At 59.3% G+C, this 15,711-nt stretch carries 14 protein-coding genes; 12 read left to right on the top strand and 2 right to left on the bottom strand.

Annotation, left to right across the window (positions count from 1 at the left end):
* Nucleotides 1-159 precede the first annotated feature (159 nt).
* From OPU96_RS19900 to OPU96_RS19865, 8 genes are all read left to right on the top strand, one after another.
* Nucleotides 160-1,494, top strand: a complete 1,335-nt coding sequence (locus tag OPU96_RS19900) for an OprD family porin (protein ID WP_498559544.1) — start codon at nucleotides 160-162, stop codon at nucleotides 1,492-1,494.
* A 277-nt stretch (nucleotides 1,495-1,771) separates the two neighbouring features.
* Nucleotides 1,772-2,410: a peroxiredoxin gene (locus OPU96_RS19895; protein WP_498559543.1), complete on the top strand. Its 639-nt coding sequence runs from the start codon at nucleotides 1,772-1,774 to the stop codon at nucleotides 2,408-2,410.
* Nucleotides 2,411-2,741: 331 nt separating this feature from the next.
* Nucleotides 2,742-3,335: an NADPH-dependent FMN reductase gene (ssuE, locus tag OPU96_RS19890; RefSeq protein ID WP_159960795.1), complete on the top strand. Its 594-nt coding sequence runs from the start codon at nucleotides 2,742-2,744 to the stop codon at nucleotides 3,333-3,335.
* A gap of 97 nt (nucleotides 3,336-3,432) precedes the next feature.
* Nucleotides 3,433-4,401, top strand: coding sequence for a sulfonate ABC transporter substrate-binding protein (locus tag OPU96_RS19885; protein WP_192297905.1), 969 nt, complete (start codon nucleotides 3,433-3,435; stop codon nucleotides 4,399-4,401).
* 25 nt (nucleotides 4,402-4,426) lie between these two features.
* A complete protein-coding gene (ssuD, locus tag OPU96_RS19880) occupies nucleotides 4,427-5,575 on the top strand; it encodes an FMNH2-dependent alkanesulfonate monooxygenase (RefSeq protein WP_192297904.1) in 1,149 nt (382 codons plus the stop codon).
* An 8-nt stretch (nucleotides 5,576-5,583) separates the two neighbouring features.
* Nucleotides 5,584-6,372: an aliphatic sulfonate ABC transporter permease SsuC gene (gene ssuC, locus OPU96_RS19875; RefSeq protein ID WP_192297903.1), complete on the top strand. Its 789-nt coding sequence runs from the start codon at nucleotides 5,584-5,586 to the stop codon at nucleotides 6,370-6,372.
* On the top strand, nucleotides 6,369-7,175 hold the full coding sequence (gene ssuB, locus OPU96_RS19870) for an aliphatic sulfonates ABC transporter ATP-binding protein (protein ID WP_498559542.1): 807 nt from the start codon (nucleotides 6,369-6,371) through the stop codon (nucleotides 7,173-7,175). Before ssuC ends, ssuB begins: the two co-directional genes overlap by 4 nt.
* A 28-nt stretch (nucleotides 7,176-7,203) precedes the next feature.
* A complete protein-coding gene (locus OPU96_RS19865; protein ID WP_003176783.1) occupies nucleotides 7,204-7,419 on the top strand; it encodes a TOBE domain-containing protein in 216 nt (71 codons plus the stop codon).
* A gap of 120 nt (nucleotides 7,420-7,539) precedes the next feature.
* Here the strand turns inward: OPU96_RS19865 and OPU96_RS19860 are convergent, their stop codons facing one another.
* Entirely contained in the window at nucleotides 7,540-8,169 is a 630-nt protein-coding gene (locus OPU96_RS19860) for a TetR/AcrR family transcriptional regulator (RefSeq protein WP_226454606.1), read from the bottom strand.
* 231 nt (nucleotides 8,170-8,400) lie between these two features.
* Nucleotides 8,401-9,777: a glutamine synthetase family protein gene (locus OPU96_RS19855; RefSeq protein WP_003213894.1), complete on the bottom strand. Its 1,377-nt coding sequence runs from the start codon at nucleotides 9,775-9,777 to the stop codon at nucleotides 8,401-8,403.
* Nucleotides 9,778-10,385: 608 nt separating this feature from the next.
* On the opposite strand from OPU96_RS19855, the gene OPU96_RS19850 reads away from it, so the two are divergent.
* From OPU96_RS19850 to OPU96_RS19835, 4 genes are all read left to right on the top strand, one after another.
* Nucleotides 10,386-11,744, top strand: coding sequence for a glutamine synthetase family protein (locus OPU96_RS19850; RefSeq protein ID WP_226454605.1), 1,359 nt, complete (start codon nucleotides 10,386-10,388; stop codon nucleotides 11,742-11,744).
* Between the two features lie 58 nt (nucleotides 11,745-11,802).
* On the top strand, nucleotides 11,803-13,167 hold the full coding sequence (locus OPU96_RS19845) for an aspartate aminotransferase family protein (protein WP_192297899.1): 1,365 nt from the start codon (nucleotides 11,803-11,805) through the stop codon (nucleotides 13,165-13,167).
* 193 nt (nucleotides 13,168-13,360) lie between these two features.
* Nucleotides 13,361-14,455: a polyamine ABC transporter substrate-binding protein gene (locus OPU96_RS19840; protein ID WP_192298238.1), complete on the top strand. Its 1,095-nt coding sequence runs from the start codon at nucleotides 13,361-13,363 to the stop codon at nucleotides 14,453-14,455.
* Nucleotides 14,456-14,611: 156 nt separating this feature from the next.
* On the top strand, nucleotides 14,612-15,706 hold the full coding sequence (locus OPU96_RS19835; protein WP_498559541.1) for a polyamine ABC transporter substrate-binding protein: 1,095 nt from the start codon (nucleotides 14,612-14,614) through the stop codon (nucleotides 15,704-15,706).
* The last annotated feature ends 5 nt before the right edge of the window (nucleotides 15,707-15,711 follow it).

Below are 15,711 nucleotides of genomic sequence, written 5' to 3'. Positions count from 1 at the left end.
GCAGGGACCAAATCAACTGCTGTTAGACGAAGGTAGTAGACACACAAGGTTACGATTGACTTGCCAGTCACTATCCGGTGCTAATCGCGCATCTGTGGATCAAGGGCGTCAGACCCGAGACCAAAGAAATACAAAAATTAGAAATGAGAGGAGCGGTACATGAAGAAGTCCACCTTGGCTTTGGCTGTAGCTTTGGGCGCAATCGCCCAGCAAGCAGGCGCTGCCGGTTTCATCGAAGACAGCAAGGCGAGCGTTACTGCCCGCAACTTCTACATCAACCAAGACAACCGTGACGGCACTGCCAAACCGAACAAGCAAGAAGAATGGGGCCAAGGCTTCATCTTCAACTTTGCTTCCGGCTACACCCAAGGCACCGTAGGTTTTGGTCTTGACGCAATTGGCCTGTACGGCGTGCGCCTGGATTCGGGTAAAGGCACTGCCTACAACAACAATAGCGCCAACAAGGGCGGCATTGTGTTCCCAAGCGACAGCGACGGTCGTGCGGTGAACGATTTCGGCAGCATCGGTCTGACCGGCAAGGTCAAGATCTCCAAGACTGAACTGAAGCTGGGTACCCTGCAGCCAAAACTGCCGGTTGTGACCTCCAACGACGGTCGTCTGCTGCCACAAACCTTTGAAGGTGGCCAGATCACCTCCAATGACATCGACAACCTGACCCTGGTTGGCGGTAAGTTGGAACACGCCAAAGGCCGTAACTCGTCGAACAACGACTCGCTGACCATCGCTGGCTCCAACGGCGCTACCCGCACCGCGACTGCCAACGCCCGCAGCAACGAGTTCTACTACGCCGGTGGTGACTACAAGATCACCAAGGACCTGACTGCCCAGTACTACTACGGCAACCTGTCCGACTTCTACAAGCAGCACTTCCTGGGCCTGTCCCACAACTGGGCATTGCCAGTGGGCGTGTTCAAGACCGACCTGCGTTACTTCAACAGTGACTCTGACGGCAAGAACGCTAGCCAAGAAGGCCGCATCGCTGGCTACAAAGCGTCTGGCTACCAGAACAACGGTGAAGTCGACAACCGCACCTGGAGCGCCAAGTTCACCTACGCCCTGCAAGGCCACGCGATCAGCGCCGGCTACCAGCGCGTGAACGGCACGAGCGACTTCCCGTTCCTCAACCAGGGTGACGGTGCTTCTTCGTACCTGATCACCGACGTGCAGATCGGCAAGTTCCAACGCGCCGGCGAGCGCACCTGGTTGGCCCAGTACGCCTATGACTTCGCTGCTGTAGGCCTGCCAGGTCTGACCACTTCCGTCATGTACCTCAAGGGCGACAACATCGCTGCTTCCACTGGCGAGAAAAGCGAGTGGGAACGCGACTTCAACCTGGGCTACGTAGTACCTGAAGGTACTTTCAAAGGCCTGGGCGTTGCCTGGAAAAACGCTTCGCTGCGTTCCGAAGTGACTACTCAGCGTAACCAGGACGAAAACCGTCTGATCGTCAGCTACACCCTGCCGATCCTGTAAGACTGTTTGTAAAACCTTGCCCGGCGCAACGCCGGGCAAGGTGTCTTGCCTTTCAAGTCGGGCCAAACCCCCGCAAGCCCTTCCTGAACCCCTCTTTGTACAGCGTCTCAAGGCCTTCTCGAACCTTGGAAACGATGGTGCGCCTCGCGCATGGCCGCGTCCAATGAACACATTTTTAATATTCCTTTATCGTCTAGATAAATTGATATTTATTCTTTTTAAATAATCTGCAACCCATGCACAGTAGGCTCCATAAGCACTCACCAGGAGCCATACCATGAGCCTAAGACTGGGCGACATCGCCCCCGACTTCGAACAGGATTCCAGCGCCGGCAAGATTCGTTTCCACGAATGGTTGGGCGATAGCTGGGGGGTGTTGTTTTCCCATCCGGCGGACTTCACTCCGGTGTGCACCACCGAGTTGGGCTTCACCGCCAAGCTCAAGGACGAGTTCGCCAAGCGCGGCGTCAAGGCCATCGCCCTGTCGGTCGACCCGGTGGATTCGCACCACAAGTGGATCGAAGACATCAACGAAACCCAGAACACCATCGTCAACTTTCCGATCCTGGCGGACGCCGACCGCAAGGTCTCGGACCTGTATGACCTGATCCACCCGAATGCCAGTGACACCCTCACCGTGCGTTCACTGTTCGTGATCGACCCGAACAAGAAGGTTCGCCTGACCATCACCTATCCGGCCAGCACCGGGCGTAACTTCCACGAGATCTTGCGGGTGATCGACTCGTTGCAGCTGACCGACAACTACAAAGTCGCCACGCCGGCCAACTGGCAGGACGGTGATGAAGTGGTGATCGTGCCGTCGCTCAAGGATGAAGAAGAGATCAAGAAGCGCTTTCCGAAGGGCTATCGCGCAGTGAAGCCTTACCTGCGCCTGACCCCTCAGCCCAACCGCTAACGCAGAACCAATGTGGGAGCGGGCTTGCTCGCGAATGCGGTCTGTCAGTCACAGATGTGTTGTCTGACCCACCGCTTTCGCGAGCAAGCCCGCTCCCACACAAGCCATCCTTCACATTTAAATCGTATTTCAAGGCTCACAAGCAGGGGTTTTCAGGCCGTTTTCACGGCCTTTTTTTTCGCCCGGCGTTTCATTGTCCATATATGCATTTAAAGAATAAACAAATGAAAAAATAAGATTTATAGATATATAAATCTGCTGATAAGGTCTGTTCCATCTTGGCGCCATCGCCACACAGCGAACCGCCGGCACTTGCTCAAGGAATTACTGCATGTTGGTCGTAACACTTGGAGGCAGTCCCAGCCAGCGTTCCCGCTCCGGGGTGTTGCTGGAAAAAACCCGTCAGTGGCTGCAAGACAAAGGTGTGGAAGTGGTGAGTTACCAGATTCGGGACTTCCCGGCTGAAGACTTGTTGCACGCCCGTTTCGATAGCCCCAAGGTCATCGACCTGCTGCAACAGGTCGCCAACGCAGACGGTCTGGTGATCGCCACGCCGGTGTACAAGGCCTCGTTCTCCGGGGCGCTGAAAACCGTGCTGGACCTGCTGCCCGAACGCGCCCTGGCCCACAAGATCGTCTTGCCAATGGCCACCGGCGGCAGCATCGCCCACATGCTGGCGGTGGACTACGCCTTGAAGCCGGTGCTGTCGGCGCTCAAGGCCCAGGAATTGCTCCACGGCATCTTTGCCGAGGACAGCCAGATTGCATACGCCGAAGGCAGTGCCCAGGCGCAGTTGGTGCCGGTACTCGAACAGCGTTTGCACGAAGCGCTGGAAACGCTCTACGGCGCCATGGCCCGTCGCCCGAAACCGCTGGACCCCCATGTGTTGAATGAACGTTTGTTGAGTGCTCGCTGGAGCATTTGAGCCTCACCGCACTAAAAAGATTTACTCACCTTACTCAGCCGCCAACGGCCAAGCAGGTGCAGCCAACCCCCTAAACGCATTATTTGGAGAGAGCGCCATGCGCACTGCCATCTTGCGTCGTGGCCTGGTCGCACTGTTTGCTGCGGCTGTGTCCTTCGGCGCCATTGTTCAAGCCCAAGCCGCCGAGACCCTGCGGATCGGTTATCAGAAATACGGCACGCTGGTGCTGCTCAAGGCCAAGGGCACGTTGGAAAAACGCCTCGCCGCCCAAGGCGTCAACGTGCAGTGGACCGAGTTCCCAGGCGGCCCGCAATTGCTCGAAGGCCTCAACGTCGGCTCCATCGACTTTGGCGTCACCGGCGAAACCCCTCCGGTGTTCGCCCAGGCCGCCGGTGCCGACCTGCTTTATGTCGCCTACGAGCCGCCAGCGCCGACCAGCGAAGCGATCCTGGTGCCGAAAGACTCGCCGATCAAATCCGTGGCCGAGCTCAAGGGCAAGAAAATCGTGCTCAACAAAGGCTCCAACGTGCACTACCTGCTGGTACGTGCGCTGGAAGACGCCGGCCTCAAATACACCGACGTGCAGACCGTATTCCTGCCGCCCGCCGATGCCCGCGCCGCGTTCGAGCGCGGCAGCGTGGACGCCTGGGTGATCTGGGACCCGTACCAGGCCGCCGCCGAGAAACAACTGCAAGCGCGCACCCTGCGTGACGGCACCGGCATCGCCGACAACCATCAGTTCTACCTGGCCACCAAGCCTTACGCCGAAAAACACCCGGAAGTGGTCAAGGCGCTGATCGAAGAAGTGCGCGCCGTGGGCGAGTGGTCCAAGGCCAACCCGCAGGAAGTCACTGAACAAGTCGCACCGCTGCTCGGCCTGCCGGCCGACATCACCCTGACCTCGGTGAAACGCCAGGGCTACGGCGCGCTGTTCCTGACGCCGGAAGTGGTCGCCGCCCAGCAAAAAATCGCCGACAGCTTCTACCAACTCAAATTGATCCCCAAACCCTTGAGCATCAAGGACGTGATCTGGACGCCACCCGCCGCCGTTGCCAAAGCGCCGTAATCCGACTACTTCAGGAGACAACTCCATGAGCCTCAATATTTTCTGGTTCCTGCCTACCCACGGCGACGGCCATTACCTTGGCACCGCCGAAGGCGCTCGCGCCGTTGATCACGGTTATTTGCAGCAAGTGGCCCAGGCCGCTGATCGCCTGGGCTTCGGCGGGGTGCTGATCCCCACCGGGCGTTCGTGCGAAGACTCGTGGCTGGTGGCCGCGTCGCTGATCCCGGTGACCCAGCGTTTGAAATTCCTTGTCGCCCTGCGCCCCGGGATCATCTCCCCGACGGTGGCGGCGCGTCAGGCCGCGACTCTGGACCGTCTGTCCGGCGGTCGCGCGTTGTTCAACCTGGTGACGGGCGGGGACCCGGAAGAATTGGCCGGTGATGGTTTGTTCCTGAGCCATGAGGAGCGTTACCAGGCCTCGGTGGAGTTCACCCGCATCTGGCGCCGCGTGCTGGAAGGCGAAACCGTGGACTATGACGGCGAGCACATCAGCGTCAAAGGCGCCAAATTGCTCTACCCGCCGATCCAGCAGCCGCGTCCGCCGCTGTACTTCGGTGGTTCCTCCGACGCGGCCCAGGATTTGGCGGCCGAACAGGTGGACATGGTGCTGACCTGGGGTGAGCCGCCTGCCGCCGTCGCGGAAAAAATCGCCCAGGTACGGGCCAAGGCCGAGAACCTTGGGCGCACCCTGCGCTTCGGCATCCGCTTGCATGTGATTGTGCGCGAAACCAACGAAGAGGCATGGAAAGCCGCCGACAAGCTGATCTCCCACGTCGACGACGACACCATCGCCCGCGCCCAGGCCTCGCTGTCGCGTTTTGACTCGGTGGGCCAGCAACGCATGGCCGCATTGCACGGAGGTAGCCGCGATAACCTCGAAGTCAGCCCCAACCTGTGGGCCGGCGTCGGCCTGGTGCGCGGCGGTGCGGGCACGGCGCTGGTGGGCGACGGCCCGACCGTCGCGGCGCGGGTCAAGGAATACGCGGACCTGGGTATCGACACCTTTATCTTCTCCGGTTACCCACACCTGGAAGAGTCGTACCGCGTCGCTGAATTGCTGTTCCCACATCTGGATGTCGAACGTCCCGAGCTGCCCAAAGGCGCCGGGTACGTCAGCCCGTTCGGCGAGATGGTCGCCAACGACATCCTTCCCAAAGCTGCGTCGGCGAGCTGAGGCGGCCCATGAACTATGAAAAATTGAGCCATCGCGTGGCGCCCTGGGTGCTGCCGATCCTGTTGCTGGCGATATGGCAGCTGTCGGTGTCGGCCGGTTGGTTGTCGACGCGCATTCTGCCGGCGCCGAGCGCAGTGATCGCAGCTGGTGTCCACTTGGTGGCCAGCGGCGAAATCTGGACGCACCTGGCCATCAGTGGCTGGCGTGCGGGCCTGGGGTTTGTGATCGGTGGCGGCATCGGTTTGGCCCTGGGCTTTATCACCGGCCTGTCGCAGTGGGGCGAGCGCCTGCTGGACAGCTCGGTGCAAATGATCCGCAACGTGCCGCACCTGGCGCTGATTCCACTGGTGATCCTGTGGTTCGGCATCGACGAGACCGCGAAGATTTTCCTGGTCGCCCTCGGCACGCTGTTCCCGATCTACCTGAACACCTACCACGGCATCCGCAACGTCGACCCGGCGCTGGTGGAAATGTCGCGCAGCTATGGCTTGTCCGGGTTCAGCCTGTTCCGTCAGGTGATCCTGCCGGGTGCGCTGCCTTCGATCCTGGTGGGGGTGCGCTTTGCCCTGGGCTTTATGTGGCTGACGTTGATCGTGGCGGAAACTATCTCCGCCAGCTCGGGCATCGGCTATCTGGCAATGAACGCCCGGGAGTTCCTGCAAACCGACGTGGTGGTGCTGGCCATCGTGATGTACGCGATCCTCGGCAAGCTCGCCGACCTCGCGGCGCGCGGCCTGGAGCGTGTGTGGCTGCGCTGGCATCCGGCGTATCAAGTAAATAAAGGAGGTGCGGCATGACTGCTCAACAACCTCCGCGCCTGCTCAAGGGGATCCCGCTGGCTGTGCGCAAGCTGCGCAAGGCCTTTGGTGCGCGGGAAGTGCTCAAGGACATCGACCTGCATATTCCGGCCGGTCAATTCGTAGCGGTGGTCGGTCGCAGCGGTTGCGGAAAAAGTACCCTGCTGCGCCTGCTCGCCGGCCTGGACAAGGCCAGCAGCGGTGAGCTGTTGGCTGGTTCCGCGCCGTTGAGCGAGGCGTTTGAAGACACGCGGCTGATGTTCCAGGAAGCACGCCTGCTGCCGTGGAAAAAGATCATCGACAACGTGGGCCTGGGCCTCAAGGGCAACTGGCGCCCCAAAGCGTTGGAAGCCCTGGAAGCGGTCGGCCTGGCCGAGCGTGCGAATGAATGGCCGGCGGCCCTGTCCGGCGGCCAGAAACAACGGGTGGCCCTGGCGCGCGCCTTGATCCACCAGCCGCGCCTGTTGCTGCTCGACGAACCGTTGGGCGCACTGGATGCACTGACCCGTATCGAGATGCAGCAACTGATCGAAAACCTCTGGCGCAAGCACGGCTTTACCGTGTTGTTGGTGACCCACGACGTGAGCGAAGCCGTGGCGATTGCCGACCGGGTGATTTTGATCGAAGACGGCGAAATTGGCCTGGACCTGATCGTCGACCTGCCACGCCCGCGCGCCCGGGGTTCCCATCGCCTGGCGGCGCTGGAAGCCGAAGTGCTCAACCGTGTGCTGTCGCTGCCCGGCACGCCGCCGGAACCCGAACCTGTTTCACCGCTGCCTACGCAATTGCGTTGGGCTCAATAACTCACGCGTCCCACGAAGAGAGAACTCCATGACTATTAAAGCCATCAACGTGCGCAACCAGTTCAAAGGCACCATCAAGGAAATCGTCGTAGGCGACGTGCTGTCGGAAATCGACGTGCAGACCGCGTCCGGCATCGTCACTTCCGTGATCACCACCCGCTCGGTCAAGGAGCTGGAACTGGTGATTGGCAGTGAGGTGATTGCCTTTGTTAAGTCGACTGAGGTGTCGATTGCCAAGTTGTGATTGGCAGCGTTCCTGAGGCCGCCATCGCAGGCAAGCCAGCTCCCCCATTTTGATTTGCAAACACCGTCAAATGTGGGAGCTGGCTTGCCTGCGAAGGGGCCCGCCCAACCACCACAAGACTCAACGCTTGGGCAGGTAGGCCGGCAAATACAGCCCTACATACGCATCAAACACCCGCATCCCTTCCTCCGCCATGCGCGGCGTGATCAGCCCATGCTGATGCATCGAGCGTGCATACACGCGGTCGCTCAGTTCCAGTGCCAGCGCAAACACATCCACGTCTTTGGGCAAGGTCGGCACTTCGAAGTGGCGGTTGAACACCGCGAGCATCAAGTCGCCCAATTCCAAGTCATGCTGACGGTCGGCCTGGGTCACTTCGGTCAGCCCGTGCTGCGCCAGGATCAACTGGCGTGCGGCGGCGTCGTGCTCATAGATGGTCAGCATGCGCTGTTCAACGATGTAGGACAGGTCCCGCCAGTGCTTGAGTGATTCATGCTCGATGGGCGCCTGGATTGCTGCACGGAAGGCCGCGTGCACATCCGCTGTCAACGCTTCCAGCAGTGCCGGTACGCTGGCGAAAAAGTGATACACCGACGATGGCGGGATCTGCGCGCGCTCGGCCACGCTATAGATCGACAAACCGGCCACCCCTTCGGCGGCCAGCAAGGTGCGGGCGGCGTCGAGGATCGCGTCGATCCGGGCCTGGCTACGGGCGCGGGGTTTGCGAGGGGCGGCGGGGCGGGGGGGCATGGAAGTCTCCTACAAGGCAGCGGGCATTGTATGAGCAGGAAACTGTGTTGTCTTCAAGGCCGCCATCGCAGGCAAGCCAGCTCCCACAGTTGCCCGAGTTCCAGCTTTGGAATGCAGTCAACTGTGGGAGCTGGCTTGCCTGCGATGAGGCCACCTCGGTTTCCCGAATTAAACCCATAAAAAAACGCCACAGACCAAAAGCCTGTGGCGTTCTTTTTATGCAGCCGCCGATTAGACGGTATGCAGGTACCAGTTGTACTCAAGGTCGGAGATGGAGTGCTCAAACTCCTCCAGCTCACTTTCCTTACAGGCGACGAAGATATCGATGTATTTAGGATCGATGTACTTGGCCATCACCTCGCTGTCGTCCAGCTCGCGCAGGGCATCACGCAGGTTGTTCGGCAGGCTCTGCTCGTTTTGCTCGTAGCTGTTGCCTTCCACTGGTGCGCCCGGTTCGATCTTGTTGGTCAGACCGTGGTGCACGCCTGCCAGGACCGAGGCCATCAGCAGGTACGGGTTGGCGTCGGCGCCGGCCACGCGGTGTTCGATACGTACGGCGTCGGACGAGCCGGTCGGTACGCGAATCGCCACGGTGCGGTTGTCCAGGCCCCAGCACGGCGAGTTCGGCACATAGAACTGTGCGCCGAAACGACGGTAGGAGTTGACGTTGGGGCACAGGAACGCCATTTGGGCGGGCAGGGTCTCCAGCACACCGCCGATTGCGTGACGCAATGCGGCGTTCTGCTCGGGATCCTCGCTGGCAAAGATGTTCTTGCCGTCCTTGTCCAGAATGGAGATGTGCACGTGCAGCCCGTTGCCTGCCTGGCCTGGGTAAGGCTTGGCCATGAAGGTGGTGTCCATTTCATGGTCGTAGGCGATGTTCTTGATCAGGCGCTTGAGCAGTACCGCGTAGTCGCATGCCTTGATCGGGTCGGCGACGTGGTGCAGGTTCACTTCGAACTGCGCCGGGGCACTTTCCTTGACGATGGCGTCGGCCGGGATGCCTTGCTCCTTGGCACCTTCCAGGATGTCCTGGAGGCAGTCGACGTATTCGTCGAGGTCGTCGATCAGGTAGACCTGTGTCGAGTGCGGGCGTTTGCCGGAGATCGGCGAGCGGGGCGGTTGTGGGCGGCCGTTCACGTTCTCCTGGTCGATCAGGTAGAACTCAAGCTCGAAGGCGGCGCAGATGGTCAGACCGAGGTCGTCGAATTTGCTTACAACTTGGCGGAGCACTTCGCGCGGGTCGGCGAAGAAAGGTTCACCTTCGAGTTCGTGCATGGTCATCAGCAGTTGCGCGGTTGGGCGCTTTTGCCAGGGCTCATTGCACAGGGTGTCGGGGATCGGATAACAGATTCGGTCAGCATCACCGATGTCCAGGCCCAGGCCGGTGCTTTCCACCGTCGAGCCGTTGATATCCAGGGCAAATAAAGAGGCAGGCAGGTTAATGCCCTTCTCGTAAACCTTGTGGAGGCTGGTGCGTTCGATGCGCTTGCCGCGCACCACACCATTCATATCCGCAATTAGAAGGTCTACGTACAGAACCTCAGGATGATCCTTAAGGAACGCGTTCGCTTCGTTAAGCTGAACGGCACGCGGGGGTACCGACATGATGCAACACCTTTGTTGTTAAAAATATCAATCATTGATCTTTTCTGGTTTCAGTCAACCCGAACGGCATGCCGAAGTCAAGCGAGGCCTTTTTTGCCCTAAAAAAGCGCTGCAATGGCTTTTTTGGGGCTTTTTGGGGCGATTTTTCCGCTTTGAATGGTGTGGGACTCGCGGGCTTGAGCGGGCCGTGTTGTATTTTTTACGGGGGAGTTGTGTAAAAAAATGAACAAGGCTAAGCTCGATTCAAACCCATAACAGCAATAATACCGGGGTGTTTCATGCGTCGCCTGTCTCCAACCGGCGTCTCTGCCTGCTTCAGGCAGGCCAGTTCCATCGCTCATTCTTCCTTTGCCCGTGTGGGGGTTCCGGTCAATATTCTTGACGGTTCAACCGCCTGCGTCTTTACCGCCTCGCGACTCCAATGCCTGTCTCAAGAAGCGCGCCTGCCAAGGTGCCGCTCATGATTCTGCACGGCTTTTGCTTTAGGAATGCAACACCACCACAAATGGCAGGTAAGCTCCTATCCGGAACGAAAAGACGACGCGGATGCTGCGTCAACCAACGCCTGGCCTTTAATGGATGCCAGGAAACCCAGCCCAGAGGCATTTATGAGTAACAACCTCGACCAGCTCACCGATTGGTTGAAAGACCACAAGATCACAGAAGTCGAATGCATGATTGGCGACCTGACCGGCATCACCCGGGGCAAGATCTCGCCGACCAACAAGTTCATCGCCGAAAAAGGCATGCGCCTGCCCGAGAGTGTTTTGTTGCAGACCGTGACCGGCGACTATGTCGAAGACGACATCTATTACGAATTGCTCGACCCGGCCGACATCGACATGATCTGCCGCCCCGACCAGAACGCCGTCTACCTGGTGCCCTGGGCCATCGAGCCGACCGCGCAGGTGATTCACGACACCTACGACAAGCAAGGCAACCCGATCGAGCTGTCGCCGCGCAACGTGCTCAAGAAAGTCCTCCAGCTCTACGCCGACAAAGGCTGGCAGCCCATCGTGGCACCGGAAATGGAGTTCTACCTGACCAAGCGCTGCGAAGACCCCGACTTCCCGCTGCAACCGCCGATCGGCCGTTCCGGTCGCCCGGAGACCGGTCGCCAGTCCTTCTCTATAGAAGCGGCCAACGAATTCGACCCGTTGTTCGAAGACGTCTACGACTGGTGCGAACTGCAGGAACTGGACCTCGACACCCTGATCCACGAAGACGGCACCGCGCAGATGGAAATCAACTTCCGTCACGGCGACGCGCTGTCCCTGGCCGACCAGATCCTGGTGTTCAAGCGCACCATGCGTGAAGCCGCACTCAAGCACGACGTGGCCGCCACCTTCATGGCCAAGCCCATGACCGGCGAGCCCGGCAGTGCGATGCACCTGCACCAGAGCATCATCGACATCGCCACTGGCAAGAACGTCTTCTCCAATGAAGACGGGACCATGAGCCAGCTGTTCCTCAACCACATTGGCGGCCTGCAGAAATTCATCCCCGAATTGCTGCCGCTGTTCGCCCCCAACGTGAACTCGTTCCGCCGCTTCCTGCCCGACACGTCGGCGCCGGTCAACGTGGAATGGGGTGAAGAAAACCGCACCGTCGGCCTGCGCGTACCGGATGCCGGCCCGCAGAACCGTCGTGTGGAAAACCGCCTGCCGGGCGCCGACGCCAACCCGTACCTGGCGATTGCCGCCAGCCTGCTGTGCGGCTACATCGGCATGGTCGAAGGCCATAACCCGAGCGCACCTGTGGTCGGCCGTGGTTACGAGCGACGCAACCTGCGCCTGCCGTTGACCATCGAAGACGCCCTGGAGCGCATGGAAAACAGCAAGACCATCGAGAAATACCTGGGTCAGAAATTCATCACAGGCTACGTCGCGGTCAAGCGGGCCGAGCATGAAAACTTCAAGCGCGTGATCAGTTCGTGGGAGCGGGAATTCCTGCTCTTCGCCGTCTGATGCGCCGGGCGCACGGGGTAACCCGCGCGCCCTTCACTGAAAAGTCTAGGAGATTGGTATGTCCAGCAACAACCCGCAAACCCGTGAATGGCAAGCCTTGAGCAGTGAGCATCACTTGGCGCCGTTCAGTGACTTCAAGCAATTGAAAGAGAAAGGCCCACGGATCATCACCAAAGCCCACGGCGTTTACCTGTGGGACAGCGAAGGCAACAAGATCCTCGACGGCATGGCCGGCCTGTGGTGCGTGGCGATCGGATACGGTCGCGATGAACTGGCTGACGCCGCCGCCAAGCAGATGAAAGAACTGCCGTACTACAACCTGTTCTTCCAGACCGCTCACCCGCCGGTGCTGGAACTGGCGAAGGCCATTTCCGACATCGCGCCCGCCGGCATGAACCACGTGTTCTTCACGGGTTCCGGCTCCGAAGGCAACGACACTATGTTGCGCATGGTCCGCCACTACTGGGCGATCAAGGGCCAGCCGAACAAAAAAACCATCATCAGCCGCAAGAATGGCTACCACGGTTCCACCGTAGCCGGCGCCAGCCTGGGCGGCATGACCTATATGCACGAGCAGGGCGACTTGCCGATCCCGGGTATCGTCCATATCGCCCAGCCGTACTGGTTTGGCGAAGGCGGCGACATGAGCCCGGAAGAATTCGGTGTGTGGGCCGCCAACCAGTTGGAAGAGAAGATCCTGGAACTGGGCGTGGACAACGTGGGCGCCTTTATTGCCGAGCCGATCCAGGGCGCCGGCGGCGTGATCGTGCCGCCTGAGACCTACTGGCCGCGCATCAAGGAAATCCTCGCCAAGTACGACATCCTGTTTGTGGCCGACGAAGTGATCTGCGGTTTCGGCCGTACCGGTGAGTGGTTCGGTAGCGATTTCTACGGCCTGAAACCACACATGATGACCATCGCCAAGGGCCTGACCTCGGGTTACATCCCCATGGGCGGCTTGATCGTGCGCGATGAAGTGGTGGACGTGCTCAACGAAGGCGGCGATTTCAACCACGGTTTCACCTACTCCGGCCACCCGGTGGCAGCGGCGGTGGCCCTGGAAAACATCCGCATCATGCGCGATGAAAAAATCGTCAGCCGCGTGCACGAGGAAACGGCACCGTATTTGCAGAAACGTCTGAGGGAACTGGCCGATCACCCGTTGGTGGGTGAAGTTCGCGGTGTGGGCATGCTCGGTGCGATTGAGCTGGTGCAAGACAAGGCCACGCGCAAACGCTACGAAGGCAAGGGTGTGGGCATGATCTGCCGCACGTTCTGCTTCGAGAATGGCCTGATCATGCGCGCCGTGGGCGACACCATGATCATTTCGCCGCCGCTGGTGATCAGCAAGGCAGAGATCGACGAGCTGGTGACCAAGGCTCGCCATTGCCTGGACCTGACTTTGGCGGCATTGCAGGGCTAAGTGCTAGGCTCAGCACGCAGGCTTTCGAGCGCTGCGTGCTGAGCAGTTATAGATGAGGCTTTGGTTGAAAGCCGGCCTCTGAACTTGCCAGACTGTCGCCCTGTTTTGTCGCCCTTTGGAAGGGTCGCAAAACCTTGTAAGAACGTGGCCCAAAAAAGAAAAATTGGAGCATCACCAAATGAAGGCATTAGGTTTGAAGAACGCTGGCAAGACCCTCCTCGCCTTGTCCCTGATGGGCGCAATGGCGGGCGCGGCCCAGGCGGACGATAAAGTCCTGCACGTCTACAACTGGTCCGACTACATTGCACCGGACACCATCGCCAACTTTGAGAAAGAGTCGGGCATCAAAGTGGTGTATGACGTTTTCGACAGTAACGAAACCCTGGAAGCCAAGTTGCTGGCAGGCAAGTCCGGTTATGACATCGTCGTACCGTCGAACAACTTCCTCGCCAAGCAGATCAAGGCCGGTGTCTACCAGGAACTGGACAAGTCCAAACTGGTGAACTACGACAACCTGAACAAATCCCTGCTTAAAGCCGTGTCGGTCAGCGACCCGGACAACAAGCATGCCTTCCCGTACATGTGGGGCTCGATCGGCATCGGCTACAACCCGGAGAAGGTCAAGGCTGCGCTGGGCGTGGACAAGATCGATTCGTGGGACGTGCTGCTCAAGCCTGAAAACATCGCCAAGCTCAAGAGCTGCGGCGTGAGCTTCCTCGATTCGCCAACCGAAATGTTGCCAATCGCCCTGCATTACCTCGGTCTGCCGACCGACAGCCAGAAGAAGCCAGACCTCAAGCAAGCCGAAGACCTGTTCCTCAAGATCCGTCCTTCGATCGGCTACTTCCACTCGTCCAAGTACATTTCCGACCTGGCCAACGGCAACATCTGCGTGGCCGTGGGCTACTCGGGTGACATCCAACAGGCCAAGTCCCGCGCGGCTGAAGCCGGTGGCAAGGTCAAGGTGGCCTACGACATTCCGAAAGAAGGCGCTGGCAGCTTCTTCGACATGGTCGCCATCCCTAAAGATGCCGAAAACGTCGACGCCGCCTACAAGTTCATGAACTACCTGCTCAAGCCGGAAGTCATGGCGGCGATCACCAACAGCGTGCGTTTCCCGAACGGTAACGAGAAAGCCACCGCCCTGGTGGATAAAGACATCACCAGCGACCCGGGCATCTACCCGCCGGCGGACGTGCAAGCCAAGCTCTACGCGATTGCCGACCTGCCAGCCGCTACTCAGCGTGAAATGACACGCAGCTGGACCAAGATCAAGTCCGGCAAGTAAGCCTTGAAACCTGTGGGAGGAGGCCAAGCAGTGAGCCCCCTCCCACAAATTAAATGACAGAAAGTTTTGCCGGATCGGTTTATCGAGGGTAAGTTGCGCGCCGGTTTTGTTGCCGGGCAACAACTTCAAGGCCCAACTATTTAAGAGGACCTCCACTTGCCAATTTCTTTATTTCGCAAAGCCATGCTGGTGGGTGCAGGTATCACGCTGACGTTGAGCGTGCAGGCCGCATCGACGGTGCATATTTATAACTGGTCGGACTACATCGGCACCGACACCCTGGCCAACTTCGAACAAGCCAGCGGCATCAAGCCCGTGTATGACGTGTTTGATTCCAACGAAACCCTGGAAGGCAAGTTGCTGGCCGGGCGTACCGGCTACGACGTGGTCGTGCCGTCCAACCACTTCCTGGGCAAGCAGATCAAGGCGGGCGCATTCCAGAAGATCGACAAGTCGCAGTTGAGCAACTACGCCAACCTCGATCCGATGCTGCTCAAGCGCCTGGAAAAGAACGACCCGGGCAACCAATACGCGGTGCCGTACCTGTGGGGCACCAACGGCATTGGTTACAACGTCGATAAGGTCAAGCAAGTGCTGGGCATCGACAAGATCGACTCCTGGGCGGTGCTGTTCGAACCGCAGAACATGAAGAAGCTCGCCACGTGCGGCGTATCGTTCATGGATTCGGCGGATGAAATGCTGCCGGCGGTGCTCAACTACATGGGCCTGGACCCGAACAGCACCAACCCGGACGACTACAAGAAGGCCGAGGAAAAGCTGCTTAAAGTGCGGCCCTACGTGACCTACTTCCACTCTTCCAAATACATCTCCGACCTGGCCAACGGCAACATCTGTGTGGCCGCGGGTTTCTCTGGTGATGTGTTCCAGGCCAGGGCCCGCGCGACCGAGGCGGGCAAAGGCGTGAACATCGCCTACGCGATTCCGAAAGAAGGCGGCAACCTGTGGTTTGACGTGCTGGCGATCCCCAAGGATGCCACCAACGTCAAAGAGGCCCACGCCTTCATCAACTATTTGCTGCAACCTGAGGTGATCGCTCAGGTCAGTGATTACGTCGGTTATGCCAACCCTAATCAGGGGGCGGACAAACTGATGAAGCAATCGATACGCACCGACGAAGCGGTTTACCCACCGCAGGCGGTTCTCGACAGGACGTTCGTCAACTTCGAGCTACCCCCGAAAGTGCAGCGTGTAATGACCCGTATCTGGACCAAGGTCAAGACGGGCAAGTAAGGCTC

This window comes from Pseudomonas sp. RP-B7 (assembly GCF_059803535.1).
Note: the sequence above shows the minus strand (reverse complement) of the source record. Positions and strands in the feature narration are given on the sequence as shown.

Coding starts and splice junctions, on each gene's coding strand:
- OPU96_RS19900 (WP_498559544.1), top strand. CDS start 160: ATGAAGAAGTCCACCTTGGCTTTGGCTGTAGCTTTGGGCGCAATCGCC.
- OPU96_RS19895 (WP_498559543.1), top strand. CDS start 1,772: ATGAGCCTAAGACTGGGCGACATCGCCCCCGACTTCGAACAGGATTCC.
- ssuE (WP_159960795.1), top strand. CDS start 2,742: ATGTTGGTCGTAACACTTGGAGGCAGTCCCAGCCAGCGTTCCCGCTCC.
- OPU96_RS19885 (WP_192297905.1), top strand. CDS start 3,433: ATGCGCACTGCCATCTTGCGTCGTGGCCTGGTCGCACTGTTTGCTGCG.
- ssuD (WP_192297904.1), top strand. CDS start 4,427: ATGAGCCTCAATATTTTCTGGTTCCTGCCTACCCACGGCGACGGCCAT.
- ssuC (WP_192297903.1), top strand. CDS start 5,584: ATGAACTATGAAAAATTGAGCCATCGCGTGGCGCCCTGGGTGCTGCCG.
- ssuB (WP_498559542.1), top strand. CDS start 6,369: ATGACTGCTCAACAACCTCCGCGCCTGCTCAAGGGGATCCCGCTGGCT.
- OPU96_RS19865 (WP_003176783.1), top strand. CDS start 7,204: ATGACTATTAAAGCCATCAACGTGCGCAACCAGTTCAAAGGCACCATC.
- OPU96_RS19860 (WP_226454606.1), bottom strand. CDS start 8,169: ATGCCCCCCCGCCCCGCCGCCCCTCGCAAACCCCGCGCCCGTAGCCAG.
- OPU96_RS19855 (WP_003213894.1), bottom strand. CDS start 9,777: ATGTCGGTACCCCCGCGTGCCGTTCAGCTTAACGAAGCGAACGCGTTC.
- OPU96_RS19850 (WP_226454605.1), top strand. CDS start 10,386: ATGAGTAACAACCTCGACCAGCTCACCGATTGGTTGAAAGACCACAAG.
- OPU96_RS19845 (WP_192297899.1), top strand. CDS start 11,803: ATGTCCAGCAACAACCCGCAAACCCGTGAATGGCAAGCCTTGAGCAGT.